The organism is Paraburkholderia sp. SECH4 (genome assembly GCF_030511745.1).
GTDB classification, from domain to species: Bacteria; Pseudomonadota; Gammaproteobacteria; order Burkholderiales; family Burkholderiaceae; genus Paraburkholderia; species Paraburkholderia madseniana.
Window position 1 is genome coordinate 139122 of record NZ_JALOCP010000019.1, and the last position, 22429, is coordinate 161550.

Sequence of the window (22429 nt, forward strand, 5' to 3'; positions counted from 1 at the left end):
CGCATCGCGGAAGATCAACTTATACTGGGCGCTTCCCGCCTTCTGGAAAAAGCGATTCGCCGTGCCCCGCGCCACACCCAAGGACGACCCGCAGCCGGTGCCGCCCGCGCAGCCCGACCTCGACGATTGTTGTCATAGTGGCTGCAATCCGTGTGTCTTCGATCTCTACGATGATGCACTCGAGCGCTATCAGTCGGCGCTCGCCGAATGGCAAGCGCGGCAGACGGCACTGAAGGTGCAAAAGGTACGAACGGTGCACGCACGGCCGAGCAAACCGCGTACGCGCCGCTAAACGGTGTTTCAGGTTTTACGCCAAGGCCGCAGCCATACCCCGTCCCCGTCATGACCGACCTTCAGTCCGCACCCCTCGAACCCTTCAACGAAACGCACACGCTGGACGACCTGCATACCTTCGTGCAGCGTTATCCGCGTCTGTTCGTGCTGACCGGCGCGGGCATCAGCACTGACTCCGGCATTCCAGGCTATCGCGACGACAACGGCGAGTGGAAACGTTCGCCGCCGATCACGCTGCAGGAATTTCTCGGCACCGCCGCGATGCGCCGGCGCTATTGGGCACGCAGCATGGTGGGCTGGCCGGTGGTGGCCGACGCGCAGCCGAATGCCGCGCATACGGCATTGGCCCGGCTCGAGGCCGCGGGCCATGTGCCGACGCTCGTTACGCAGAACGTCGACGGTTTGCATCAGCGGGCGGGCAGCCGCGAGGTGATCGAACTGCATGGCGGCATCGACGGCGTGACGTGTCTGGACTGCGGCATGCAGCATTCACGCGCGTCGATCCAGCGCACGCTGGAAGCCGACAATCCCGCGTTGCTGAGCGTCACCGCCGAAACCGCGGCCGACGGCGACGCGCATCTGGAGTGGCACGATCTCGACGCTTTTCGCATTCCGGCGTGCACGAACTGCGGCGGTTTATTGAAGCCCGCGGTGGTGTTCTTCGGCGAAAGCGTGCCGCGCGAGCGTGTCGAAGCGGCGTCGCATGCGCTCGACGCGGCGGACGCAGTGCTGGTGGTCGGCTCGTCGCTGATGGTCTATTCGGGCTACCGCTTCTGCGTGTGGGCGCAGAAGCAGGGCAAGCCGATCGTCGCGATCAATCTGGGGCGCACGCGCGCCGATCCGCTGCTGTCGCTGAAAATCGCCGCGCCCTGTGCCGACACGCTGACCGCGCTGGCGGGCCGTCTGGCACTGGATTGAGCGGCCCGCCCGAGCCTTCCGATCAGCGCGCGGCCCGCATAAATCGTCGATAATCCCAATCCCACGCAGCGCCGCTCTCACGAAAAGCAACCGTCCAGCAAAAGGAACGCCGATGTTGACGACGATCGAACAGCTCGAAGCAATCTACGGTCAGCCCCACGAACGCGCAGTGAAGAAAGAAATTCCCTATGTCAACGAAGACTATCGCGCGTTCATCGAAGTCGCGCCCTTCGTCGTGCTCGCCACTGCCGGTCCGGAAGGCCTCGACTGTTCGCCGCGCGGCGACGCGCCGGGCTTTGTACGCGTGATCAACGAACGCACGCTCGCGCTGCCGGACCGCATCGGCAACAATCGCGTCGACAGTCTGCGCAATATCATCGTTGAGCCGCATCTGGCGCTGCTGTTCATCATTCCGGGCGTCGGCGAAAGTTTGCGCGTGAATGGCCGCGGCCGCATTTCCAACGATCCGGAATTGCTGGACAGTTTCGCCGTCGAAGGTAAACTGCCGCGCACCGTGCTGCTGATCGACGTCGACGCGGTGTACTTTCATTGCTCGAAGGCGCTGGTGCGCTCGAAACTGTGGGATCCCGCGCGTCACGTCGAACGTTCGCGCCTGCCGAGTGCCGGCGAGATCCACCGGCGCATCAACGGCGCGAGTTTCGATGCCGCGACCTACGACCGTGAGCTCGCCGAACGCGTGCGCACGGCCCTGTACTGAAACAGCGTGAACATGACTGATTCCCATCGGGCGTTGCGGCAACACTCGCCCTCCGCCGAACGCAATCGCGAACCGATCCTTGCCGTATTGCGTGACGTGCTGCCGCCCACCGGCCGCGTGCTGGAAATCGCGAGCGGCACGGGCCAGCACGCGGTCTTCTTTGCCGGCGCATTGCCTGGGCTTGACTGGCAACCGAGCGATCTGGATGCGGATGCGCGTGCGTCGATTGCCGCGTGGGTCGCGCACGCAGGGCTGGCGAACGTGCGCGCACCGCTCGCGCTCGATGTGCATCAGCCGGAGTGGGGCGCGCAAACGCTGGACAAGCTCGATCAGTTCGACGCCGTGGTCTGTATCAACATGATTCACATCTCGCCGTGGAGCGCGACAGAAGCGCTATTCGCCGGCGCGAGCCGCCGATTGGTCGACGGCGGTGTACTGTATCTGTACGGCCCTTACAAACGTGGTGGCGCGCAAACCTCGCCGAGCAACGATGCGTTCGATCAGCAATTGCGCAGCCGCGACCCCGCGTGGGGCGTGCGCGACATGGAAGCGGTGGTAGCGTTGGGCGCATCGGTCGGGCTCGTGTGCGACGAGCCGATCGCGATGCCGGCCAACAATTTCAGTCTGGTTTTCAGGAAACGCGTGGACGTGGCGCGGGTCTGACGGACGTTGCGTAGTGCGGTGCGTCATAAAGCGCATCACAGGGCGCCGCATAAAGTATCTCGTGAGGCCCGCATACAGTGGAAAGCCCACTCGTTGAGTGTCAATGCGCGCCAGCGAGCGGCAAGCCGGCATTTCTTTTATCCTTTCACCCTCGACGTCCCGCCGACGTTCTTTCCGGCGCGGCGTCTCGACATTTATCGGACTCTGGAGAATTCACATGGGCAAACAGGCAATCGGCGTGGTGGGGCTAGCGGTCATGGGCCGCAATCTGGCGCTCAACATCGAAAGCCGCGGCCACGCGGTGTCGGTGTACAACCGTAGCCGCGAGAAAACCGACGAACTCATCGCCGAATATCCGGACAAGAAGCTGGTGCCGGCCTTCACGCTGGAAGACTTCGTGGAGTCGCTGGAAAAACCGCGCCGCATTCTGCTGATGGTCAAGGCAGGCGAGCCGACCGACGCCACCATCGCGCAACTCAAGCCGCTGCTGGACAAGGGCGACATCCTGATCGACGGCGGCAATACGCATTTCACCGACACCATCCGCCGCAATCAGGAACTGGCGAAAGCCGGCCTGCATTTCATCGGCACGGGCGTGTCGGGCGGCGAAGAGGGCGCATTGAAAGGCCCGTCGATCATGCCGGGCGGCCAGCGCGACGCCTATGACCTGGTCGCGCCGATCCTCACCGAAATCGCCGCCAAGGCGCCGGACGGCGAGCCGTGCGTCGCGTACATGGGTCCGGACGGTGCGGGCCACTTCGTGAAAATGGTGCACAACGGCATCGAATACGGCGACATGCAATTGATCGCCGAGAGCTATGCGGTGCTCAAGCAGGTCGTCGGTTTGTCGAACGAGGAGCTGGCCAAGGTCTACACCGAATGGAACGAGGGCGAGCTCGACAGCTACCTGATCGAAATCACCTCGAAGATCTTCAAGAAGAAAGACGAGGAAAACGGCAAGGATCTGGTCGACGTGATCCTCGATCGCGCGGCGCAGAAGGGCACCGGCAAGTGGACCAGCCAGAACGCGCTCGACCTCGGCGCACCGCTGCCACTGATCACGGAAGCCGTGTTCGCGCGTGTGTTGTCGTCGCTGAAAGTTCAGCGCGTGGCGGCGAGCAAGGTGCTGGAAGGGCCGGCAGCCAGGCCGCTCGGTGCCGAGCGTGACGCGTTCATCGAATCGGTGCGGCGTGCGCTGTACTTCAGCAAGGTGATTTCGTACGCGCAAGGTTTCGCGCAACTGCGCGCGGCATCGGAAGAGTACAAGTGGGATCTGGACTACGGCGGAATCGCGAAGATTTTCCGCGCCGGCTGTATCATCCGCGCCCGCTTCCTGCAGAAGATCACCGACGCCTACACGAAAGACAAGGCAATCGCCAATCTGCTACTCGATCCGTACTTCCGCGACATCGCGAAGAACTATCAGTCGGCGTTGCGCGAAGTTGTGATTGCTGCCATCAATGCGGGCGTGCCGGTGCCGGCATTCGCGTCGGCCGTCGCCTATTTCGACGCGTATCGGTCGGAACGCCTGCCGGCGAACCTGGTGCAGGCTCAACGCGATTTCTTCGGCGCGCATACGTTCGAGCGTATCGACAAGCCGGGCAGCTTCCACGCGAACTGGAGCTGATCGTTTGAATCGTGGCCCGGCGCGCGCTTGCTGCAAGGCGCGCCGGGCCACGCTAGCGATTGAAATCGAGATGGGCAATTATTGCTGATAGCTATCGGACGGATAGCGTGGCAGGACGCCGGACCGTCTACTATTGCGAATTTTGGAATAGAGTTTCATCGTTTCAGGGGTTTCCCCTAGATGTCGACGCTCCTAAACTTCTACTTAAGCGCTACGGGACAACGAGCCCAACGCGCATTAAATACAAGTTCTGGAGGTTTACATCATGAAGACGCTTATCTCTGCTGTTGTCGTCGCTGCCGCTCTGGTCGCTCCTGTTGCTTCGTTTGCTCAATCGAACCAGCCGCTTACCCGCGCTGAAGTGCGCGCTCAACTGGTGCAACTGGAAAAGGCCGGTTACAACCCGATCGGCGATCATGTCGACTACCCGGCTAACCTGCAAGCTGCGCAAGCCCGCGTCGATGCACAGAACGGCACCGCTCAAGCTGTGAACAGCGGCTACGGCGCACCGATCGCTGGCACGTCGCAAGCTGGCCGTCCGGTGACCGGCAACGACCGTAACTCGGTCTACTTCGGCAACTAATTCGCCGAAGCTGATGTGAACGCCGCCTGGCTGACAGGCGGCGGGTAATGAAAAAAAACGCCGACCGGATTGCCGGGCGGCGTTTTGTCGTTTATGGCCGAGCCTATAGCCTGGCCGTCAGATCGATTTGAAGGCGCGCTTCAACGGTTCGGCAAATGCGGAATCCCTTCGTTGCTGGTCAGATTGAGCTGGTGAATCTGCCGATGCGCCTTGTTCAGATGCGCCTGCGCGGCGACGCGTTGCGCTTCCAGTTGAGACACCTCCTTGCGCACCTGATGCTGCCGGTTCGACACGATCTGTTCCTGCGCGCCACGCCGTTGCAGGTCTGTGCGCAGCCGTTCGGCCTGCGCCTCGGAGCGCGCGATCATGCGAGCAAGCTGTTCGTTTTGCGCCTCGAGTTGCGCGCGGCGTGTTTCGCCGTCCGAGAGCCGCGTCGCCTGTTCCTCGAAGTGATGGAAGGCGGCTTCCGCGGCTTCAAGGTCGGCGGCTTTCAGCGCTCGCCACAGCGAGCCGTCCTGATACAGCGCGACGTAGTACGCCAACTCCTTTGCGTGAAACAGCAGGCTGACCGAATAGGCAAAGCTGCGGAACACGCGGAATGGCGTCAGCGCTTCTTCTTCGGCGAGCCATTCGATTTCGGCCGTGTCGGCCATCTGCACACCGCGCGCGCTAACCTGCGAAGGCACCACCGGCACCGGCCGTAACGTCGTCACCGGCCGCGCCGGCTCGGCGGTTGGGGCGGCAGGTGCACCAGCGGCAGCGACAGCGGACGCGACGCCGGCCGCCGCGGCCAGCGCCGCCTCCTCGCTGTCGTCGGGCGTTACGGGATCGGCGGCGTTCTCTCGAGCGACCGGCACGAGATGCGATGGGCCTGCCAGCACGCTGCGGCGATTCAGGAGACTTTTCACGGCGGTTCCTCCGGTTGACTCGCCCGAAACCTTCAGACGGCGTCGACAGTCAAGCATGCCGGACAATCTGGCGGTTCGGGCGGTGAGCGAAAAGTGACGGACCGGCGGCGCTAGCGCTGAGCACCGGGGTGCGCGGCAGTGCGGATGCGTTTTCCGCGAGCGCGGCTTTAATGCAAGGTGCGATGCCGGCGGCCTATTTCATCGAACAGCGCGCGGCTGGGTTCGAGAGCAAGCAACCAGGATTCGTCATAACCGCTGAGATTGTCGAGCGCCTCGCGCAGCCGTTCGATCGCCAGAGCCGGAATCTCGACGCTGGCTTCGACGCCGCTCGACAATCCCGCGATGCTGGCCAGTTGGACCAGTGCGTCGGCGGCTTCGGCGACGTCTGCCGCGAAAACCAGATGGGTGTTCAGCAACTCGACCAAACCGGGCGACGCCGCAACATCGTCGACGTTGAGTTGCACGGCCAGAAACGTGGCTTTGTTCATCCTCAACTCCTCGCAGGATCCAGGCGTTTGTGTACGGTGCGTTGCGGCAGCATGACTGAGTATAGGCGAGGGTTGAAAGGATTCAATAATCACACGAATGCCCTCGCGCGGCCGTGTGGCGGCGGTCGTGCCTGCCACAACACCTATAATGGGGGCCGTCGAAACGCGTGATCCTGCTGGGCCGGGCGGCTCGGTATGCGGCACGGATAACGCCTCGACAGCGACTGTTTCTCAACCCACTATTCACCATGAAGATCATTCGCAGCAAGAGCTTCACCGCGACGCGTCCGTGGGGCGCGCTCGATATCGCCAACATGGGCGGCATCACGACGCGCCTGCATTGGACCGATCAGCCATACAAGTGGCATGTCAACGACGGCGAGGAAGTGTTCGCCGTGCTCGACGGCCGCGTGGAGATGCGCTATCGCGAAGGCGGCGTCGAACAGTCGGCGATTCTGGAAACGGGCGATGTGTTCTACGCGTCGGTGGGCACCGAACATGTTGCGCATCCGATCGGCGTGGCGCGCATTCTGGTGGTCGAGGCCGAGGGCAGTGTCTGACGGTTCCTTGGCCCATGCCGTGTCGAAGTCGTCGCCAACGCGCACGGCGGCATAATGGATAGGCGCCGCGGCGCCCGTAGCGAGCGGCACGGCGAATGCTTGGGGCTGATTGAATCCGATTGAATCTAAGTGTCGAGGAAAATCACATGACAAGACAATGGCAATTCACGGCGGCCCGGTTGCTGATCTCGGCGACGCTCGGCGTGATGATCAGCGGTTGTACGTCGATGCCGTGGGAAAGCACGCCGTTCTATAGCAGCGCGCCGTCCCGCCCGACTACCCTCGGCACGGTCCCTGTGCCGGCCGGTTACTACCGCGCCAATCCGGGTGACACGCTGGCGGGCATCGCGTCGGCGTACGGTCGCAAGCCGCAGGAGATTGCGACATGGAACGGCCTCGCATCGAATGCGGCGGTCAATCCGGGGCAGGTGCTGCGGGTGGCGCCGCCAATGGCGTCGGGTAGCGTGGTGACGCCGCCGGTCAACGTGGCCGGTCAGAATGGCGCTGCCGCCACGCCCGGTGCGGCTGGCGTCGCGCAGCAAGGCGTGCTGCTGTGGCCGTTGCGGGGTCCCGTGCTGAAAGCCTTTGCGCCGGGCAAGTCGAACGGTATCGTGATCGGCGGTCGCGCAGGCGATCCGGTCAAGGCCGCCGCGACCGGCCGGGTCGTTTACGCCGGCACGGGTATCGAGGCGTACGGTCCGCTCATCATCATCAAGCACGACGACTCGCTGATTACCGCCTACGGGCAGAACAGCACGCTGCTGGTCAAGGAAGGCGACGCTGTCGCGCAAGGACAAACCATCGGCGAAGTCGGCGTGGATAGCCGGGGCGTGGCGTCGATCCAGTTCGAAGTCCGCCAGAACGGCCAGCCGGTCGACCCGCTTGCGTGGCTACCGAAGTCGGGTGGGTGAGCCGCGCTTACTAGCGCGGTTTTCAGCGCCGCGTTAAATAATTGAATACACTGTGTGGCTCAACAGCCGGAGTCGTGGCCGTTCATCGAAGCAGATGAAGCGGTGCGCGGGCCGGCGGTCACAGGCTTGTCATGCATTGACACAAACAGGGACACACGAGGCTCTCACCATGATCGATTTGCGCAGCGACACCGTAACCCGTCCAACTCCTGCCATGCTCGCGGCGATGTCGGCCGCCGAAGTGGGCGACGACGTCTGGGGCGACGACCCAACCGTGCTGCGCCTGCAAGCAACGGTCGCGGAGCGCACCGGCAAGGAAGCCGGCCTGTTCTTCCCGAGCGGCACGCAAAGCAATCTGGCGGCGTTGATGGCGCATTGCGCGCGCGGCGACGAATACATCGTCGGCCAGTTGGCGCATACCTATAAGTACGAAGGCGGCGGCGCGGCGGTGCTCGGCAGCATCCAGCCGCAGCCGCTCGAGAATGCCGCCGACGGTTCGATCCCGCTCGAGAAGATCGCGGCCGCGATCAAGCCGATCGACAACCACTTCGCGCGCACGCGGTTGCTGGCGCTGGAAAACACCATCGGCGGCAAGGTGCTGCCGGCGGGTTACGTCGACGAGGCGGTGCAGTTGGCGCGCCGGCATGGCTTGTCGGCTCACCTCGACGGCGCGCGGGTCTACAACGCGGCGGTCGTATCGGGCAAGCCGGTTGCGGCGTTGTGCGAACGGTTCGATTCAGTCTCGATCTGTTTTTCGAAGGGCCTGGGCGCGCCGGTCGGCTCGGTTCTGGTCGGCAGCCAGGCGCTGATCGATGTGGCGCATCGCTGGCGCAAGGTGCTGGGCGGCGGGATGCGTCAGGCCGGCGTGCTGGCAGCGGCATGCCTGTACGCGCTGGATCACAACGTCGAGCGTCTCGCCGACGATCACGCGAACGCCGCGCATCTGGCGGCCGGTCTGGAATCGATCGACCAGGTCAAGGTGCAGTCGATCGCGACCAACATGGTGTTCGCGCATTTTCCGCAGCAACATTGCGTACCGCTCGAAGCGTGGCTCAAGGAGCGCGGCATCCTCACGCAGATGCTCTACGCGTCGCGCTTCGTCACGCATAAGGATGTGTCGCGTGCGGATATCGATACGTTTATCGGCGCAGTGAAAGGGTATTTCGCCGCGCATTAATCGAAATGCCGGGAAGGAAAAAAGGCGCACTGCCACAGCAGTGCGCCCTTTTTGTTTACTCCGCCGACGCTTTCGCGTGCACGCCCGCGCGATGCGACGGCGCGAACAGCCGCAGTCCGCTCGCAAGGCTCGCCGCGCCTGCAAAGAAGGCGCCGGCGCTGAGCGCGAGTGTGGGTCCATGCCGGCCGGCGATGCCGAAGCTCAGCGCGACCAGCGCTGCACCGGTGGTCTGCCCAAGCAGCCGGGCAGTCGCGACGATGCCGCTGGCGCCGCCGCTGCGCTCGGGCGGCGCGCTCGCCATCAATGCCTTCAGGTTAGGTGACTGGAAGAAGCCGAAGCCCGCGCCGCAAATCGCCATGCGGATGCCGATGTCGAGCACATGCGGATGCACCGGCAACAACGCCAGCGACGCCATCCCCGCCGACATCACCGCAAGGCCGATCGCGCCCAGCAGGCCCGGTGGATAGCGGTCGGACAGACTGCCCGCCAGCGGCGCGGCCAGTGCGACCACCACGGGCCACGGCGTCATCAGAAAGCCGGTCTCGACCTGGCTGCGATGCAACACGTCCTCGAAGTAGAAAGGCAGCGACACGAACGCCAGCCCTTGCGCGGCGAACGAGCACACCGCGGTCACCGCCGACAACGCAAACACCGGCCGCTTGAACAGATCGACCGGCAGCATTGGCGCAGGGTGACCGGCTTCACGGCGAATCAGCAACACACCGAACACCACGGCGATTGCGGCCGCGCTCAGCACCAGTTGCGTCGAGGCGCGCTGGGCCGCTTCGCCGAGCGCGAAGATCAGCGCGGCGAAGGTGATCACGTTGAGGAGCGCCGCAATCGGGTCGAAGTTGTGTTTGCCGCGCTCCGTGTGCGGCAGCGCGGGCCACGCGAAGGCCAGCGCCAGCAGGCCGAGCGGCACATTGACCGCGAACAGCCACGGCCATGCGGCAACGGACAGAATCAGCGACGCTACCGTCGGCCCGACCGCGAACGACACGCCGACGATCAACGCGTTAGTGCCGAGGCCGCGTCCGAGCCGATGCGGCGGATATAGATAGCGGATCAGCGCCGTGTTGACGCTCATGATCGCGCTCGCGCCAAGACCTTGCAGCACGCGCGCGGCGGCCAGCAGCGGCAGTGTCGAAGCGAGCGAGCAGGCCAGCGACGCCAGCGTGAACAGCGCAATGCCGCCGATATAAATCCTGCGATGCCCGACGATGTCGCCGAGTGCGGCAAGCGGCAGCAGTGTCGCGACCATCGCGAGCTGGTAGGCGTTGATGATCCACACCGACGCCGCGGGCGCCGCGTGCAGATCCGCGGCGATGGCGGGCAGGGCGGTGTTGGCGATCGCGGTGTCGAGCGTGGCGAGCGCGACTGCGAGCATGATCGCGGCCATCGCGCGGCGATTGGCGGCGCTCATCGGGCCGTCCACTGGAAAGGTCTGGTCGAGCGTGGCGCCACGGGTGGCGCTGGGTTTGTCGGACAAGGCGTGGCTCGTCGGGTTATGCATGCCGCAGCGCCGGGTGCGTCGGAGGGACAGCGCGGCGGCGTGCAGGCGGCAGGGTTGCGAGGCATGAAGCGCGGGGCCCGAGTCCAGCGGTCAGAGCGGCGCGCGCGGCGAATGAAGTGATTGTTACAGAGACGTGGAAATCCTGCTGGGAGGCCGGCAGGGCGGGGCACTCGGTCGGACGTCCGCAATGCAACTAACGGTCAAGCCCGCGCGGCGTCTTCGAATCGGCGTGGCCCAGCGTTGTCGCATGTCACTCCGGCATAACAGTTCAGCAGACGAGGCGCTCCGATTTGACCACTTATCGAACCAGTCAACGCATTCATCGCCACGTCACACGTCGAAAAAGATAATCATGCTGCCTCTCCCATGCAGTCGGCTTTCATTGCTTGCCGTCGTTTGCCTGTTTTGCGGGCCGATGCACGCGCCCAGTGCCGCGCACAGGCTGCCTCTGCACCGCGTGCGTGCGCGGAATGCGTGCGAAATGCGTGAAGCCCCGCATGTCGGCGGGCATGGCATGTGCATGAACACCCGCTCGCGCTCGCCGGTGTCCGCGCGCCGTAAAATGTCGTACTCTGTTTGTTAACCCGCCTGACCGACCCGCGCCTCCCGTCCGTCATCTATGCGGTTCGCGTATGTCGCGTCGTTATTTCCCGGAGGCTTCGATGACAGCCGTCGATCTGGATTTCGACCAGCTCAACAGTACCGTCGACGCGCTACGGCGCTCAATTTCCAATCGCATGATGTACGGCGTCGGCAAGGACGCCGTCACCGCTCATCCCCATGACTGGCTGCACGCCGCGGCGCTCGCCGTGCGCGACCGGCTGGTCGCGCGCTGGATGAAGACCACGCGCCTGCAGTACGAACAGGACGTCAAACGCGTCTACTACCTGTCGATGGAATTCCTGATCGGCCGCACGTTTACGAACGCGTTGCTCGCGCTCGGCATCCACGATCAGGTGAAGGAAGCGCTCGCGGGTCTCGGCGTCGACATGGAGACGCTGGTCAATATCGAGCCGGACGCGGCCCTCGGCAACGGCGGCCTCGGGCGGCTCGCCGCCTGTTTTCTCGATTCGATGGCGACGCTCGGCATTCCGGGCTTCGGCTACGGCATCCGTTACGAATACGGCATGTTCCGTCAGGAGATCGTCGACGGCGAGCAGGTCGAAGCGCCGGACTACTGGCTGCGCGCGGGCAATCCGTGGGAGTTTCCGCGGCCTGAGATCAAGTACATGGTGCATTTCGGCGGGCGCACGGTGCAGCGCGGCGAGCATGTCGAGTGGATCGACACCGAGCATGTGAACGCAACCGCGTATGACACCGTCATTCCGGGTTACGCGACGGACGCGACCAATACGCTGCGCCTATGGTCGGCGCGCGCCACCGAAGAACTCGACCTCGGCGCGTTCAATCGTGGCGACTACCGCAACGCGGTCGATACGAAGAACATGTCGGAGAACGTCTCGCGCCTGCTGTATCCGGACGACTCGACGCCGGCCGGCCGCGAACTGCGGCTGCGGCAGGAATACTTCTTCGTCTCGGCGACCATGCAGGATCTGATTCGCCGCTATCAGCGCACGCACAGCACGTTTGGCCGCTTTTCCGAAAAGGTGGCGGTGCATCTGAACGACACGCACCCGGTTCTGGCGATTCCGGAACTGATGCGTTTGCTGGTGGATGTTCATCATCAGCCGTGGGACAAGGCGTGGCATCACGTCACGAAGATTTTCTCGTACACGAACCACACCTTGATGCCCGAAGCGCTCGAAACGTGGGACGTCGAAATGCTCGCGCGTCTTTTGCCGCGGCATCTGGAGATCATCTTCGAGATCAATGCGGGCTTTCTCAAGCATGTCAGCGAACAATCGGGCCACGACGGCGAGATGATCCGCCGCATTTCGCTGGTCGACGAATATGGCCAGCGGCGTGTGCGGATGGCGTATCTGGCGATCGTCGCGAGTCACAAGGTGAACGGTGTATCGAAGCTGCATTCGCAACTGATGACGCGCGATATTTTCGCCGACTTTGCACGCATCTATCCGGACCGCTTCACGAACGTCACCAACGGCATCACGCCGCGGCGCTGGTTGGCGCAGGCGAGTCCGTCGCTGTCGTCGCTGATCGATCAGCAGATCGGCAAGCATTGGCGCAGCAATCTGTTCGAGCTGGAGCAACTGCGCAATCTGCGCAACGATAGCGCGTTCGTCGACGCCTTTCATGAAGCGAAGCGGCAGAACAAACTGCGGCTCGTGCAGCGGCTTGCGCATCACACGAAACTGAACTTCGATCCCGATGCGTTGTTCGACCTTCAGGTCAAGCGCATTCACGAATACAAGCGGCAGTTGCTGAACGTGTTGCACGTGATCGTGCGCTACAACCAGATTCGCGCGAATCCGGAGCGCGATTGGGTGCCGCGTGTGGTGATGTTCGCCGGCAAGGCTGCGTCCGCGTATCGCATGGCGAAGACGATCATCAAGCTGATTGGCGATGTCAGCGAGAAGGTCAATCACGATCCGTTGATCGGCGATCGTCTCAAGGTGGTGTTCGTGCCGAACTACGGCGTGAGCGTGGCCGAGTTGATCATTCCGGCGGCCGATCTGTCCGAGCAGATTTCAATGGCCGGCACCGAAGCGTCAGGCACCGGCAACATGAAGCTCGCGTTGAACGGTGCGTTGACGATCGGCACGATGGACGGCGCGAACATCGAGATCTGCGACGCAGTGGGACGAGAGAACATTTTCATCTTCGGCCATACCGCCGACGAAGTGGACAACCTGCGCGCCACCGGCTACCGGCCGCGGCAAGTGTACGAGGAGAATCCGGAACTGCGCATGGCGCTCGACCAGATTCGCACGGGTTACTTCTCACCGGATGATCCGCTGCGCTTTTCGGACATTTTTCACACGTTGGTGGATTGGGGCGATCACTATATGGTGCTCGCCGATTTCGCCGCGTTTGCGAAAGCGCAGGACGAAGTGGATGCGCGTTTCGTCGACAAGCGCGCGTGGACCGAGAGCGCGATCGAGAACGTCGCGGGCATGGGGCAGTTTTCGTCGGACCGCACCATCGGCGAATATGCGCGCAATATCTGGCACGTGAATCCGCTCAGTATGGAGTGACGCGGGCGCGTTTGTGTATGGCGCTTGCTCAAATGAAAAAGGCCGTGCGAATTTTTTGCACGGCCTTTCTTTATCGATCGATGAACATCACGGGGCGAATCGTTCGCTCTCTTTCGCGGCATACAAACCGAATTGTCCGCGCGGGAAATCGAACAGCACGTCGATGTTCTGCATGGCCATCAAACCGACCACGATGCGGTTAGCGTCCAGCTTCGCCTTGACGATCGTGACTTGCGCCTTCTCGTAGCGGTGCACCCACGATCCAGTGCCGATGGCCGTCTCGTAGTTGCCCTGATCGAGCACGTTGCCGACCTCGCCGTCACCGGTCCAGTTGGGCGCTTTGTCCATTTCGAGGCGGATCATGCCGGTGCTGCCGGTTGCGAACACCAGCGGCGCGCAGAAGGTCATCTTGTTGCCCACATTCACGCAGCCTCGCGGCCATTGCGCCGTGCCGTCTTTCGACATTGTCATCGGCACCATCGTGTAGTCCTTGGTAACGGTGCTCGAGGGACTCAACACCATGTACGGCTTCGCGAAGTTCGAGTGCACCAGATAGCGTTGGCCGATATTGCCGGGCAATGCGCGCAACGGTTGCGTGTAGCTGTTGTCGTCGGGCTGCGCGGCGCCGACGCCGACGATGCCGGAAAACGCCCAGCCGAATTCACCGGTGTAGCCGTCCATCCCGGCGCACTTGCGCGCGTTCGGCAGGCAACGTATGACATCCACCGCTTGCGCGGCGATCGGCGTTGGCGTGGTGCCGGCGAGGCTGAACGGCACCTTCACGGCCGAGCGGAGAATCTCCACACCGTTCGCGAACGACAACGACGTCACGCCACCGGCGCTTGCATAGTTCGAACCCGGCAGCACCGACTTCAACACCCGCGTGCCTTGCGTTCCCGTGTCGAGTGCCATGTACACCGGCTTGCCGTCGAGCTGGACCGGCAGGCCGAGGCGTGCGTGGTCTTCGTCGGCACGCTCCACATGCAGCGGAATCAGCAGGCCGTCGTTGCCGCCGTTGATCAACGCGGCATTGGGGGCCGGCGGCGTGGGGGTGGGGAAGGTGACGGAGCAGCCGGTCAGTGCGGCGAGCGCGCCGGCTGCAACCAGTGCCGCTGCGGCTGAACGACGAAATTGAGAACAAAAATGAGGACCGGCATGCCGGCGCGCGGCATCGAGAGACGACAGGAACATAGGATCACGCTTTGCAAAGAGGCGGGTCCCTGGCGGAGGCGATGCATCGTGAGCTGTGGGTTGGACTACTCGAACAGCACTGGCGGCAATCTCACTGGATTGCCGCGGCGTGGGCGGGGAAACCGGGACGCTTGCGGGGGCCTGCGGGAGGGAACACGCGATAACAGGAGCGGCGACTCTACACGGTCACCCGTGGGCAATTGCAAAGATGTGTAAAGGTTTGGGGGACGGCTAGCAAGTCGTCCGTGCAAGAATTGATCTATGTCAATAGTCGCGCGGACGGCGGATCACGGTGGCTTGCGCGCGGCCGAGCGTGGCGCGGTCGAGGGCGCTTGTCAGCAGGCTGATCACGTCGTCGAGGGTGCGCGAGGTGACTTCGACACGAAAGGTCACGCGCTCGTGTTGCTGGTCGACGGTCATGACGTAGAGGCGCAGATCGTCGCCGAGAGCGGTATGCAACGCGCGCCGTCCATGTGCCGACGAAGTGCCGGGCACGGTGACGTCGATAATCACAAGCGGAACGACGACATGCGTGCGGCGGGGAAGGCGTGATTCGCGCGGTGCGCGCGGGACTGAGACTTCGGACGTTGCAACGGACGTGAGCATCATGATTGCGCCGATTCGGCGAGGCGGCGCGCGTTGTTGACACCCAACCACTCTAGCGGCGCGCGCCTCAACGACGCGCAAAAGCTGCCGCGTCGCGAATCAATTTTGTGTTAACGCGCCCCGCCTCGCGTATGGGGGACGGCGATTGCTCAGGCCTTGGGCGCCGCAGTGACGGCCTGCGCCTCGTGCACGGCCGCGGCGACGCGCTCGACGAACTCGCGATCGGTGCTCATGAGCGCCTCACGCAGGCCATTCGCGGTCTGCACCATCAGACGATGCGTGATGTCCTGGGTCACCCAGGTGAGCCAGCCGACCACGATCAGCATCGTGCCGCACACCATGCCGACCGGCGAGCGCAATATCCCGCCGGCAATAACGCCCACGAGTCCGACGAGCGAGATCGCACGCGGCAGCGCTTTGTTCTTCTGCACGGTGACGACTTGCACGTCGACGATGTCGCGCAGCGGAAAGACCTGGCCGGCCGACGAGAGTGCGTTACGCGTGACCGACACGCCGCGATCGTTGAAAGGAGTTTCCATCGAGTCCAATGCAATCCGTAGCAAAGGGCGCAGCGTACCAGACTTCAAATTCCTAAAGTTATGGGATTTTCGGATCCTCATGTCGCGTGCTGCGTGAGGTATGTGGCGTCAGCTGACTAAAAGTCGGAATTGTGGGATTTTATGCCTAAATTATGCAGCTTGCTTCATCACATTTCATACACCGAAATACGTGCGGTAGCAATAAATCGATATCATGCTGCGCGTTAGCTTAGGCTCAGAGGGCTAACGGCCGCTTCCAAGCGAACGATCAGGTCACAGGCCTCCTCGTTCCGTCGATCCGTTTTGAATGCGAGAACTAAAGATATGGTGGTCTCCCGAGCGGGAAATGTTCAGCGCGCAGAGTGAATCGGCGCTTACTCCGTCGCCATCGCAAAGAGGCTATCGGGATCTTTACCTTCTCTAAAAACTGCGAGCTGAGAGTTGAAGGTCTCGACCATCGCTACAAAGTTAGCTCCCAAATCGGAGGCTACGCTATTGCTCAATAGCGCCTCCGCCTTTTCCAGATCGATGAAGTCGGACATCAGCTTCAAATTCAGCGTACGGCGAACGTGCCCTACACGGTCGCCAAAAGCTTGTGATTTTTGTTCACTAAGAAACGTAGCCATCAGACGAAGTAGATTCTGCGTGTCGGAAGCAAAATTATCGGCCCATCCTCTCGCGGCATCTCGCGTTCCCCGGTCGCGCCAATGAGCTAGTACTGAAGGCAATTCGGGCACGTCGATCAGCAGGTCGGTCTGCGCATACTCATCGATCCGCACTAGCGCGATGTCCTGCAAGATTGCAAGCGTTTCAGGCTTAACCTGGGTGAGCACAGCTGCTGCGCCATGATCAACCGGCTTCTCATGACATGTTTCGATTGAGAGAATAACGTACCATAGGTACGCAAGCGCTCGCCCTTGTCTCGAAGATGCAATCAACAGATCATCACGTCTATCGGCGGGGACGCGGTTCAATACGTGTTGCATCACCCAAATGAGCAACCACGTACTGCGGGGCGCGAACATACCGCCGGTCTCGTCGCTTGGGATAATAAATCTGTCGCCAACTCGCCCGAGAATGTTGAGGAGGGTTGTGGCCCGCGCTGCATCTATTTCGCGGTCGAAATCCAATAGGCGAGAAAGGTATTCCTTGGCCTTCGACGAGCCGTCGGGGCGCTTAACGTCGATTGCGTCCAGCAACGTAGTTTCCGAAGCCTCTGCATTAGACAGATTCTGAATGAAATCCGAAATCGCTTGTCGGCTCAGTTGGTCCTGATCGACCGCAAACTGAAAGTAAATCGGGAATACGTCGGGGTGGGCTGCGCGTCTTACCCGAGCCCACTCGCTCAGGAACTCGCTTCCCCGCCCCATGTTGCTAAGCTTTGGAAAGATCCGCTCCATCATTGCCTGGATACCCTCGCGGATGCTGCCGTCGAGGTCGTCGGCCCAGCTTTGGTGGAAAGCTCGGTCTTCAGTTCGCTCCGCAGATTGAATGCCGCGTTGCGCGTACCCAGAGAAACGATCCCGGTTCTCGCGGATCGTGTCATATAGCTTCGGCAATTTCAGCCTCAGGAACTCCAACGCGAAAAAATCAGCGATATTTACTTCGTCTCGAAGCGCCGGAAAGGTCACCGACAGCATATTGACGTACCGAACGATGTCCCTAGGCTTTGTCAGCATCGGCGCCATGCCTTCCATGAACACGTTTCCCCAATACGTGGAATCGAACAGCGCCGCATCCGCACCTGCTAGCAGTCGGTCGAGGTCCCTAAAGAGCTTGTTTCTCAGCAGAAGCTCATCCACGGCCGGCAACACGTACGGTACTTGGACAATTTTTTCTAGGTAGGACTCGCCGTCCACCTGCATTGCGTTATTGAGGGCCTGTGCCACCACCTCCCGATCGAATGAAAGCAAATAAACCACGTTCGGGAAGTCCGCCAATGCCTTAATCACTTTGAAGACTTCACGAATCTCCGTGGGGCTTAGCCGGTCGATGTCGTCGACGACGACGATGAATCGCTGGTTACTCTTGCCCAACGCCGCTGCAATTTCAGCCTTCAGCTTCGGGACGTCTTGCGGTTTGCGCTTCAAACATTTGAGTAGTAAACCGACAGGCACATCGATCCAAGGAATTCCTGTGCTCACCGATACGGCCTTTCCGAGTGCACCCGAATATTCGGCCATCAAATCGCCCGCGTCACGAAGCGCTTTGTTTTCGAGGTTTAGTTTCGCTTTGAATTGCAACAGGAATTGGTTCGCCAACTGGCCCCGGTCGTCGAACCACCAAGGGTTAAAATCAATCACTACCGGCCGTGAATCAATTTGACTTTCCGTCAGATAGTATTTGACGAAATTGAGCAAAGAAGATTTGCCCATGCCCCACTGCCCGTGGATAGCCATAACCAGACCTTGAGGGCTTGGCGTTTTGACAACAGCGTCAGCAATCAGCTTTGCGACAGAAGCGTAGCCAAAAGAATCGAGCGCCGGGTCAGTTTGCGGGATGTCTGAGCCGATGCTGATCCGCGGCTCGTTCGATTTGTCGATTTGTTTCATACGAGCTTGACCCTATGAGCAGCGCAAGACGTGGTTGATAAAAATGTTTGTGCGCCGGGAGACCGGCAAGGAGTAAAGAGTGGAAGTCTCTAACAACGAAGGTCTAGCAAACCACGTTGTCCCCGAGTCATGCGCAGTATGTCGCGAGACATGCGGCGAAGCGTTGGCAGGGGTACGTGCGGGCCAGCCATTGAGCCGCGATAGTTTAATTGTCCCGAGCGCCGACGCCGTTGACATTGCGGAAGGCAACATGACGGAGCGCGATAATGCGAGCACTCCGTCGGCTCGGCGTGGTCGGAGACCCTGGCACGCACGCACGCTCCTTGTTCGGGAACCGGGAGATCTCCAGTCTGGCCTGTCGCAGCAGGGACGGGTCCGCATCGGGAAGGCGAGGAGCCGTAGCCGATGATGAACGGACGGGAGAAGTCAGACTCCGCCATAGTAGCGAAGAAGCCTGCGAACAACGCCGGGAAACTGGCTGCGGAGTGGGTGGAGCCAAGGGCGGGGACCAAGGGGAACACGGACCAGTCGCACACGTGCCGGGCGCAGAACCGGGCAAGCGTGCCACAGGCGCTGGAACGTGTACGGCAAGCTGCAAGGCAGCGGAAGAAGGAGCGGTTCACCGCGCTTCTGCACCATGTCACGATCGATCGCCTTCGGGAGTCGTTTCTTGCGCTCAAACGCAATGCGGCGCCCGGGGTGGACGGTGTGACGTGGCGGTACTACGAAGCAGGACTGGAAGAACATCTCCAGCGTCTGCACACGCAAGTACAGAGCGGAGCGTATCGGGCACTGCCCGTTCGGCGGCAGTACATACCCAAGCCGGACGGCAAGCAGCGTCCGCTGGGGATTGCCGCGCTGGAAGACAAGATCGTCCAGCGCGCGGTGGTCAAAGTGCTGAATGCGATTTACGAGGCTGATTTCCTCGGGTTCTCGTACGGGTTCCGGCCCGGACGCAGTCAGCACGATGCGCTGGATGCGTTAGCGACGGCGATCACCAGCACCCCGGTGAACTGGATTCTGGACGCGGATATCCGGGGCTTTTTCGACTCGGTTAGCCAGGATTGGCTAGTCCGTTTCATGGAGCATCGGATCGGCGACCAGCGCATCATCCGCCTTGTGCGCAAGTGGCTCAAGGCGGGCGTACTGGAAGATGGGGAGCTGAGCGTTAGTGAGACCGGTACACCCCAGGGAGCGGTGGTTTCACCACTGTTCGCGAATGTGTACCTGCACTACGTTTTCGATCTCTGGGCCAATCGTTGGCGACGAAAGGAAGCCAAAGGCAACGTGATCATCCTTCGGTACGCGGATGATATCGTGGTCGGCTTCCAGCACGAAGACGACGCGCGGCGCTTCTGGGACGCGATGCGAGCAAGGCTGGAAGAGTTCTCGCTTGCGCTGCATCCGGACAAGACGAGGCTGCTGGAGTTTGGCCGCAATGCAGCGGGCAGACGAAAGCGATACGGCCTTGGCCGGCCGGAGACCTTCACCTTCCTGGGTTTCATCTTTATCTGTGGGCGGTCTCGTCGTGGCGCCTTCCAGCTACAGAGGAAGACCCGAGGGGATCGCATGCGGGCGAAACTCAGGCAGATCAAGGAGGAACTTCGGAGGCGCATGCATGAACCGATTCCAGTGCAAGGGCAATGGCTGCGGCAGGTGGTTCGCGGGTACTTCGCGTACCACGCGGTGCCCACCAATTCGCGCGCACTCGCTGCATTTCGATACCACGTCACCAATCTTTGGCGGCGCACGCTCCGGCGACGCAGCCAGAAGGATGCCATGACGTGGGAGCGAATGTCGCGGATCGCCAATGCCTGGCTCCCGCGCCCTCGAATTCTTCATCCTTGGCCAAGCGAGCGATTTGCCGTCAAACACCCGAGGTAGGAGCCCGGTGCCCGAATTGGGCACGCCGGGATCTGTGCGGGGGGTGCCCAGTAATGGCCATTCCTACCGCGATCGATCGAGATGTCAGCAGTTTGACAAACGCACATATGGCTTCGTTTTGTCAAGATATCGGCGTTCCACCGAACTCGCAGCAGCGGAACTCTGTCATTTGCTTCCTTCTGCGTGGACGATGTTTGCTTCGTGTAGCAGCAACCAAAGGCGCTCGTTTACTCGACGGAATTGGGTTGCTGCTTACCTCTTGGTTCTCGACCTCGCTTCCTATGATCTTCTTTCGCCCGATCATCGGTTGCACGCCGACGGCGATCCGCTCGTATTGGGAGCGCTATGTCCAAAGAACGCCAAAGCATTGGATGCACGGCTATCGATGAACTCTTCTTATACTGACCATCCGATATTCCGCGATCGTCGAGGTGTGACCAGCTCACTCTTTCGGTGGCTTCCGGTTTGATGCCTACGATCGAGACGGTGTAAAGAATTTTCAGAATCTGGATGATGCAGGCGTTTGCATTTCTTTGGTTTTGCAAGTAATCGTTAGCGGCGATGCCAACTGGGTCTGTATGTGGAATACCCAGCCAATGTTCTTGTAGACATTCTTGCAATTGACTCTCAGTTATTTCGGAATACTTGAAATGAGATTGGCGGCCGCGGAGGAGTTCGGTACAGGCTTCTAGAGATGCATAGTGGCCGCTCCATTCATCCCGGAGCGAACGTAATCTGCCTATCGAATACTTGCGCTCTGCATCTTGCACCGTGGAAGGCGGAACATACTCTTTGCCTTCGCAAAGTTCAATGCAGCAGTTGACGAAAGCAATTGCATCGCGCGGGCGCAGAAGAGTTCGAGTTATCAGATAGTCGATGGCCGATTCGCCCCGGACGGCACCTCGGAATACGTCATCAAAAGCGACTTTCTTTTGGGTATATGGTTCCCTGATCAGTTTGTCAATACGGAGGTCAAGCAGTTGCTTAAGCTGTGCCTTGCTCCATCTTAGACGCAGGATGAGACCTTCGAATTTTTCTTCCTGGAAGCCAGCATCACGCGTCTCTTCGAACACTGTTCGGAGGAGATCTTCGCGTATTGCAATGACGGCCTTCACAGAACGAACCCGCTGAAAGGCTTTGACGGTCTCTATCAACGCGCGAATGAGCTTGAAACGAATCCGGTCATCAACCCACGATTCGTCGAGTCGATCGATCACCAGATAGAAACGATTTTTTGGGTCGGTGAATACCTCGTCGGCAAGCAGCGTGATAATTTCGCCCAACTCGCGAACTTGGTTCTCGTTGACGATCGACTGCGCTTTGTGCAGCACCTCGGCCTTCACTTCGTCGCTTAGTGTCCGCGCGCCGGCCGCGTTCAGCGTGATTCCATATGCCTTCGCATCGATCGCACCGGAGAGTTTGCTCTCGAGTTTCGACGTGAACTCCTTGACTCGAGTTTCGGTGTCTTGCCAGAAATGGTCGTTCCACTGTCGGAGGTATTCCACCGCGCGTTTCTTTGCGTGATCTCGCTGAAACAGGTCCCGAAACTGGTCAAGGAAGCTCCACGGATCGTTAGCCGAAATCCGATATTTTTTGCACAGCAATTCGACGACAAATACATGTCGCCATAGTAGCTGATAGAAAAGGTCCAGTTTTACACCTGCAGATTCGAAAAACTGAATGATGTCGGAGTTGGCTACGTAGCTGAGGGAAAGTGATTCTGCTCGAATCTCAAAGGCGTTCGCCTGCACCTCTAGCAGGCGCGTGAGAAGCGCGCTCTTACCGGCGCCGACGCGTCCAACGACGATCCGCTTTGGATCGTCGCAGTCTGCAAGGGATTCAAGATCGCCAGTGTCGAGAAAGCAGTCTCGCAAGAACCTTTCATCGGACTCGGCGTCCATGGCACCGACGGAACTGTTTCTGCGAAATACGTAACGCATGCCACACCCCGGCCGCCGGCTAGATTTTGTCGTACCAATCGTATCACTTCGAGATGTTCGAGTGGCCGTAACCGGGGCCGGAGAAGTTGCGGTCCCGTGCAGTGAGGTCTTTTACTTGTTTAAAGCGCCTACTAAATTCGTTATCGCGTCCGTTGCGATCCAACTTTGACGTGCGAGTCTGTTTTCGGAAAACTCCCCTCCACGAACGCGCGCGTCTGCGTGAGGTCCGTCTTCGCATAGG

19 protein-coding genes are annotated in these 22429 nt (G+C 61.0%); 11 read left to right on the plus strand and 8 right to left on the minus strand.

Annotated elements, in window-relative coordinates:
- Positions 1-61: 61 nt before the first annotated feature.
- The 6 genes from M0D67_RS24370 to M0D67_RS24395 all read left to right on the plus strand — a co-directional run bounded on the left by M0D67_RS24370 (position 62) and on the right by M0D67_RS24395 (position 4803).
- A complete protein-coding gene (locus M0D67_RS24370) occupies positions 62-292 on the plus strand; it encodes an oxidoreductase-like domain-containing protein (RefSeq protein ID WP_266239955.1) in 231 nt (76 codons plus the stop codon).
- 50 nt (positions 293-342) lie between these two features.
- Positions 343-1212, plus strand: coding sequence for an NAD-dependent protein deacetylase (locus M0D67_RS24375; protein ID WP_266239957.1), 870 nt, complete (start codon positions 343-345; stop codon positions 1210-1212).
- A 112-nt stretch (positions 1213-1324) separates the two neighbouring features.
- Positions 1325-1930, plus strand: coding sequence for a pyridoxamine 5'-phosphate oxidase family protein (locus M0D67_RS24380; RefSeq protein ID WP_266239959.1), 606 nt, complete (start codon positions 1325-1327; stop codon positions 1928-1930).
- A 12-nt stretch (positions 1931-1942) separates the two neighbouring features.
- Positions 1943-2593, plus strand: a complete 651-nt coding sequence (locus M0D67_RS24385; RefSeq protein ID WP_266239961.1) for a DUF938 domain-containing protein — start codon at positions 1943-1945, stop codon at positions 2591-2593.
- Between the two features lie 217 nt (positions 2594-2810).
- The gene (gene gndA, locus M0D67_RS24390; RefSeq protein WP_266239963.1) at positions 2811-4220 is read left to right on the plus strand and encodes an NADP-dependent phosphogluconate dehydrogenase; all 1410 of its coding nucleotides are present in this window, start codon (positions 2811-2813) and stop codon (positions 4218-4220) included.
- A 265-nt stretch (positions 4221-4485) separates the two neighbouring features.
- Positions 4486-4803, plus strand: coding sequence for a DUF4148 domain-containing protein (locus M0D67_RS24395; RefSeq protein WP_154565713.1), 318 nt, complete (start codon positions 4486-4488; stop codon positions 4801-4803).
- 140 nt (positions 4804-4943) lie between these two features.
- On the opposite strand, the gene M0D67_RS24400 is transcribed toward M0D67_RS24395, so the two are convergent.
- The gene (locus M0D67_RS24400; RefSeq protein WP_266239966.1) at positions 4944-5711 is read right to left on the minus strand and encodes a DUF2968 domain-containing protein; all 768 of its coding nucleotides are present in this window, start codon (positions 5709-5711) and stop codon (positions 4944-4946) included.
- Between the two features lie 167 nt (positions 5712-5878).
- Positions 5879-6199: a hypothetical protein gene (locus M0D67_RS24405; protein WP_054041885.1), complete on the minus strand. Its 321-nt coding sequence runs from the start codon at positions 6197-6199 to the stop codon at positions 5879-5881.
- A gap of 248 nt (positions 6200-6447) precedes the next feature.
- Here M0D67_RS24405 and M0D67_RS24410 point away from each other — a divergent pair, with 248 nt between their 5' ends.
- The 3 genes from M0D67_RS24410 (at position 6448) to ltaE (ending at position 8847) form a co-directional block, all read left to right on the plus strand.
- Positions 6448-6759: a cupin domain-containing protein gene (locus tag M0D67_RS24410; RefSeq protein WP_054041883.1), complete on the plus strand. Its 312-nt coding sequence runs from the start codon at positions 6448-6450 to the stop codon at positions 6757-6759.
- A 146-nt stretch (positions 6760-6905) separates the two neighbouring features.
- Positions 6906-7670 carry a peptidoglycan DD-metalloendopeptidase family protein gene (locus M0D67_RS24415; RefSeq protein WP_266239968.1) on the plus strand — a complete coding sequence of 255 codons (765 nt, stop codon included), beginning with the start codon at positions 6906-6908 and terminating at the stop codon, positions 7668-7670.
- Between the two features lie 169 nt (positions 7671-7839).
- Entirely contained in the window at positions 7840-8847 is a 1008-nt protein-coding gene (gene ltaE / locus M0D67_RS24420) for a low-specificity L-threonine aldolase (RefSeq protein ID WP_266239970.1), read from the plus strand.
- A 55-nt stretch (positions 8848-8902) separates the two neighbouring features.
- Here ltaE and M0D67_RS24425 read toward each other — a convergent pair whose 3' ends face one another.
- Entirely contained in the window at positions 8903-10270 is a 1368-nt protein-coding gene (locus M0D67_RS24425) for an MFS transporter (RefSeq protein ID WP_171928260.1), read from the minus strand.
- 752 nt (positions 10271-11022) lie between these two features.
- Between M0D67_RS24425 and M0D67_RS24430 the strand changes: the two genes are divergently transcribed.
- The gene (locus M0D67_RS24430) at positions 11023-13476 is read left to right on the plus strand and encodes a glycogen/starch/alpha-glucan phosphorylase (protein ID WP_266239972.1); all 2454 of its coding nucleotides are present in this window, start codon (positions 11023-11025) and stop codon (positions 13474-13476) included.
- 87 nt (positions 13477-13563) lie between these two features.
- Here the strand turns inward: M0D67_RS24430 and M0D67_RS24435 are convergent, their stop codons facing one another.
- The 4 genes from M0D67_RS24435 to M0D67_RS24450 form a co-directional block, all read right to left on the minus strand.
- Entirely contained in the window at positions 13564-14667 is a 1104-nt protein-coding gene (locus M0D67_RS24435) for a hypothetical protein (protein ID WP_266239974.1), read from the minus strand.
- A gap of 264 nt (positions 14668-14931) precedes the next feature.
- Positions 14932-15276: a hypothetical protein gene (locus tag M0D67_RS24440; RefSeq protein ID WP_154565706.1), complete on the minus strand. Its 345-nt coding sequence runs from the start codon at positions 15274-15276 to the stop codon at positions 14932-14934.
- A 146-nt stretch (positions 15277-15422) separates the two neighbouring features.
- Positions 15423-15812 carry a DUF6232 family protein gene (locus M0D67_RS24445; RefSeq protein WP_266239976.1) on the minus strand — a complete coding sequence of 130 codons (390 nt, stop codon included), beginning with the start codon at positions 15810-15812 and terminating at the stop codon, positions 15423-15425.
- A 374-nt stretch (positions 15813-16186) separates the two neighbouring features.
- A complete protein-coding gene (locus M0D67_RS24450) occupies positions 16187-18364 on the minus strand; it encodes a P-loop NTPase fold protein (protein WP_266239978.1) in 2178 nt (725 codons plus the stop codon).
- A 408-nt stretch (positions 18365-18772) separates the two neighbouring features.
- Here M0D67_RS24450 and ltrA point away from each other — a divergent pair, with 408 nt between their 5' ends.
- Positions 18773-20248, plus strand: coding sequence for a group II intron reverse transcriptase/maturase (gene ltrA / locus M0D67_RS24455; protein ID WP_367892352.1), 1476 nt, complete (start codon positions 18773-18775; stop codon positions 20246-20248).
- 227 nt (positions 20249-20475) lie between these two features.
- Here the strand turns inward: ltrA and M0D67_RS24460 are convergent, their stop codons facing one another.
- Positions 20476-22188, minus strand: coding sequence for an ATPase (locus M0D67_RS24460; RefSeq protein WP_266239982.1), 1713 nt, complete (start codon positions 22186-22188; stop codon positions 20476-20478).
- Positions 22189-22429 lie beyond the last annotated feature (241 nt).

Coding starts and splice junctions, on each gene's coding strand:
- M0D67_RS24450 (WP_266239978.1), bottom strand. CDS start 18,364: ATGAAACAAATCGACAAATCGAACGAGCCGCGGATCAGCATCGGCTCA.
- M0D67_RS24445 (WP_266239976.1), bottom strand. CDS start 15,812: ATGGAAACTCCTTTCAACGATCGCGGCGTGTCGGTCACGCGTAACGCA.
- M0D67_RS24380 (WP_266239959.1), top strand. CDS start 1,325: ATGTTGACGACGATCGAACAGCTCGAAGCAATCTACGGTCAGCCCCAC.
- M0D67_RS24395 (WP_154565713.1), top strand. CDS start 4,486: ATGAAGACGCTTATCTCTGCTGTTGTCGTCGCTGCCGCTCTGGTCGCT.
- M0D67_RS24410 (WP_054041883.1), top strand. CDS start 6,448: ATGAAGATCATTCGCAGCAAGAGCTTCACCGCGACGCGTCCGTGGGGC.
- M0D67_RS24440 (WP_154565706.1), bottom strand. CDS start 15,276: ATGATGCTCACGTCCGTTGCAACGTCCGAAGTCTCAGTCCCGCGCGCA.
- M0D67_RS24425 (WP_171928260.1), bottom strand. CDS start 10,270: ATGAGCGCCGCCAATCGCCGCGCGATGGCCGCGATCATGCTCGCAGTC.
- M0D67_RS24430 (WP_266239972.1), top strand. CDS start 11,023: ATGACAGCCGTCGATCTGGATTTCGACCAGCTCAACAGTACCGTCGAC.
- M0D67_RS24435 (WP_266239974.1), bottom strand. CDS start 14,667: ATGTTCCTGTCGTCTCTCGATGCCGCGCGCCGGCATGCCGGTCCTCAT.
- gndA (WP_266239963.1), top strand. CDS start 2,811: ATGGGCAAACAGGCAATCGGCGTGGTGGGGCTAGCGGTCATGGGCCGC.
- M0D67_RS24375 (WP_266239957.1), top strand. CDS start 343: ATGACCGACCTTCAGTCCGCACCCCTCGAACCCTTCAACGAAACGCAC.
- M0D67_RS24405 (WP_054041885.1), bottom strand. CDS start 6,199: ATGAACAAAGCCACGTTTCTGGCCGTGCAACTCAACGTCGACGATGTT.
- M0D67_RS24385 (WP_266239961.1), top strand. CDS start 1,943: ATGACTGATTCCCATCGGGCGTTGCGGCAACACTCGCCCTCCGCCGAA.
- M0D67_RS24415 (WP_266239968.1), top strand. CDS start 6,906: ATGACAAGACAATGGCAATTCACGGCGGCCCGGTTGCTGATCTCGGCG.
- ltaE (WP_266239970.1), top strand. CDS start 7,840: ATGATCGATTTGCGCAGCGACACCGTAACCCGTCCAACTCCTGCCATG.
- ltrA (WP_367892352.1), top strand. CDS start 18,773: ATGAACGGACGGGAGAAGTCAGACTCCGCCATAGTAGCGAAGAAGCCT.
- M0D67_RS24460 (WP_266239982.1), bottom strand. CDS start 22,188: ATGCGTTACGTATTTCGCAGAAACAGTTCCGTCGGTGCCATGGACGCC.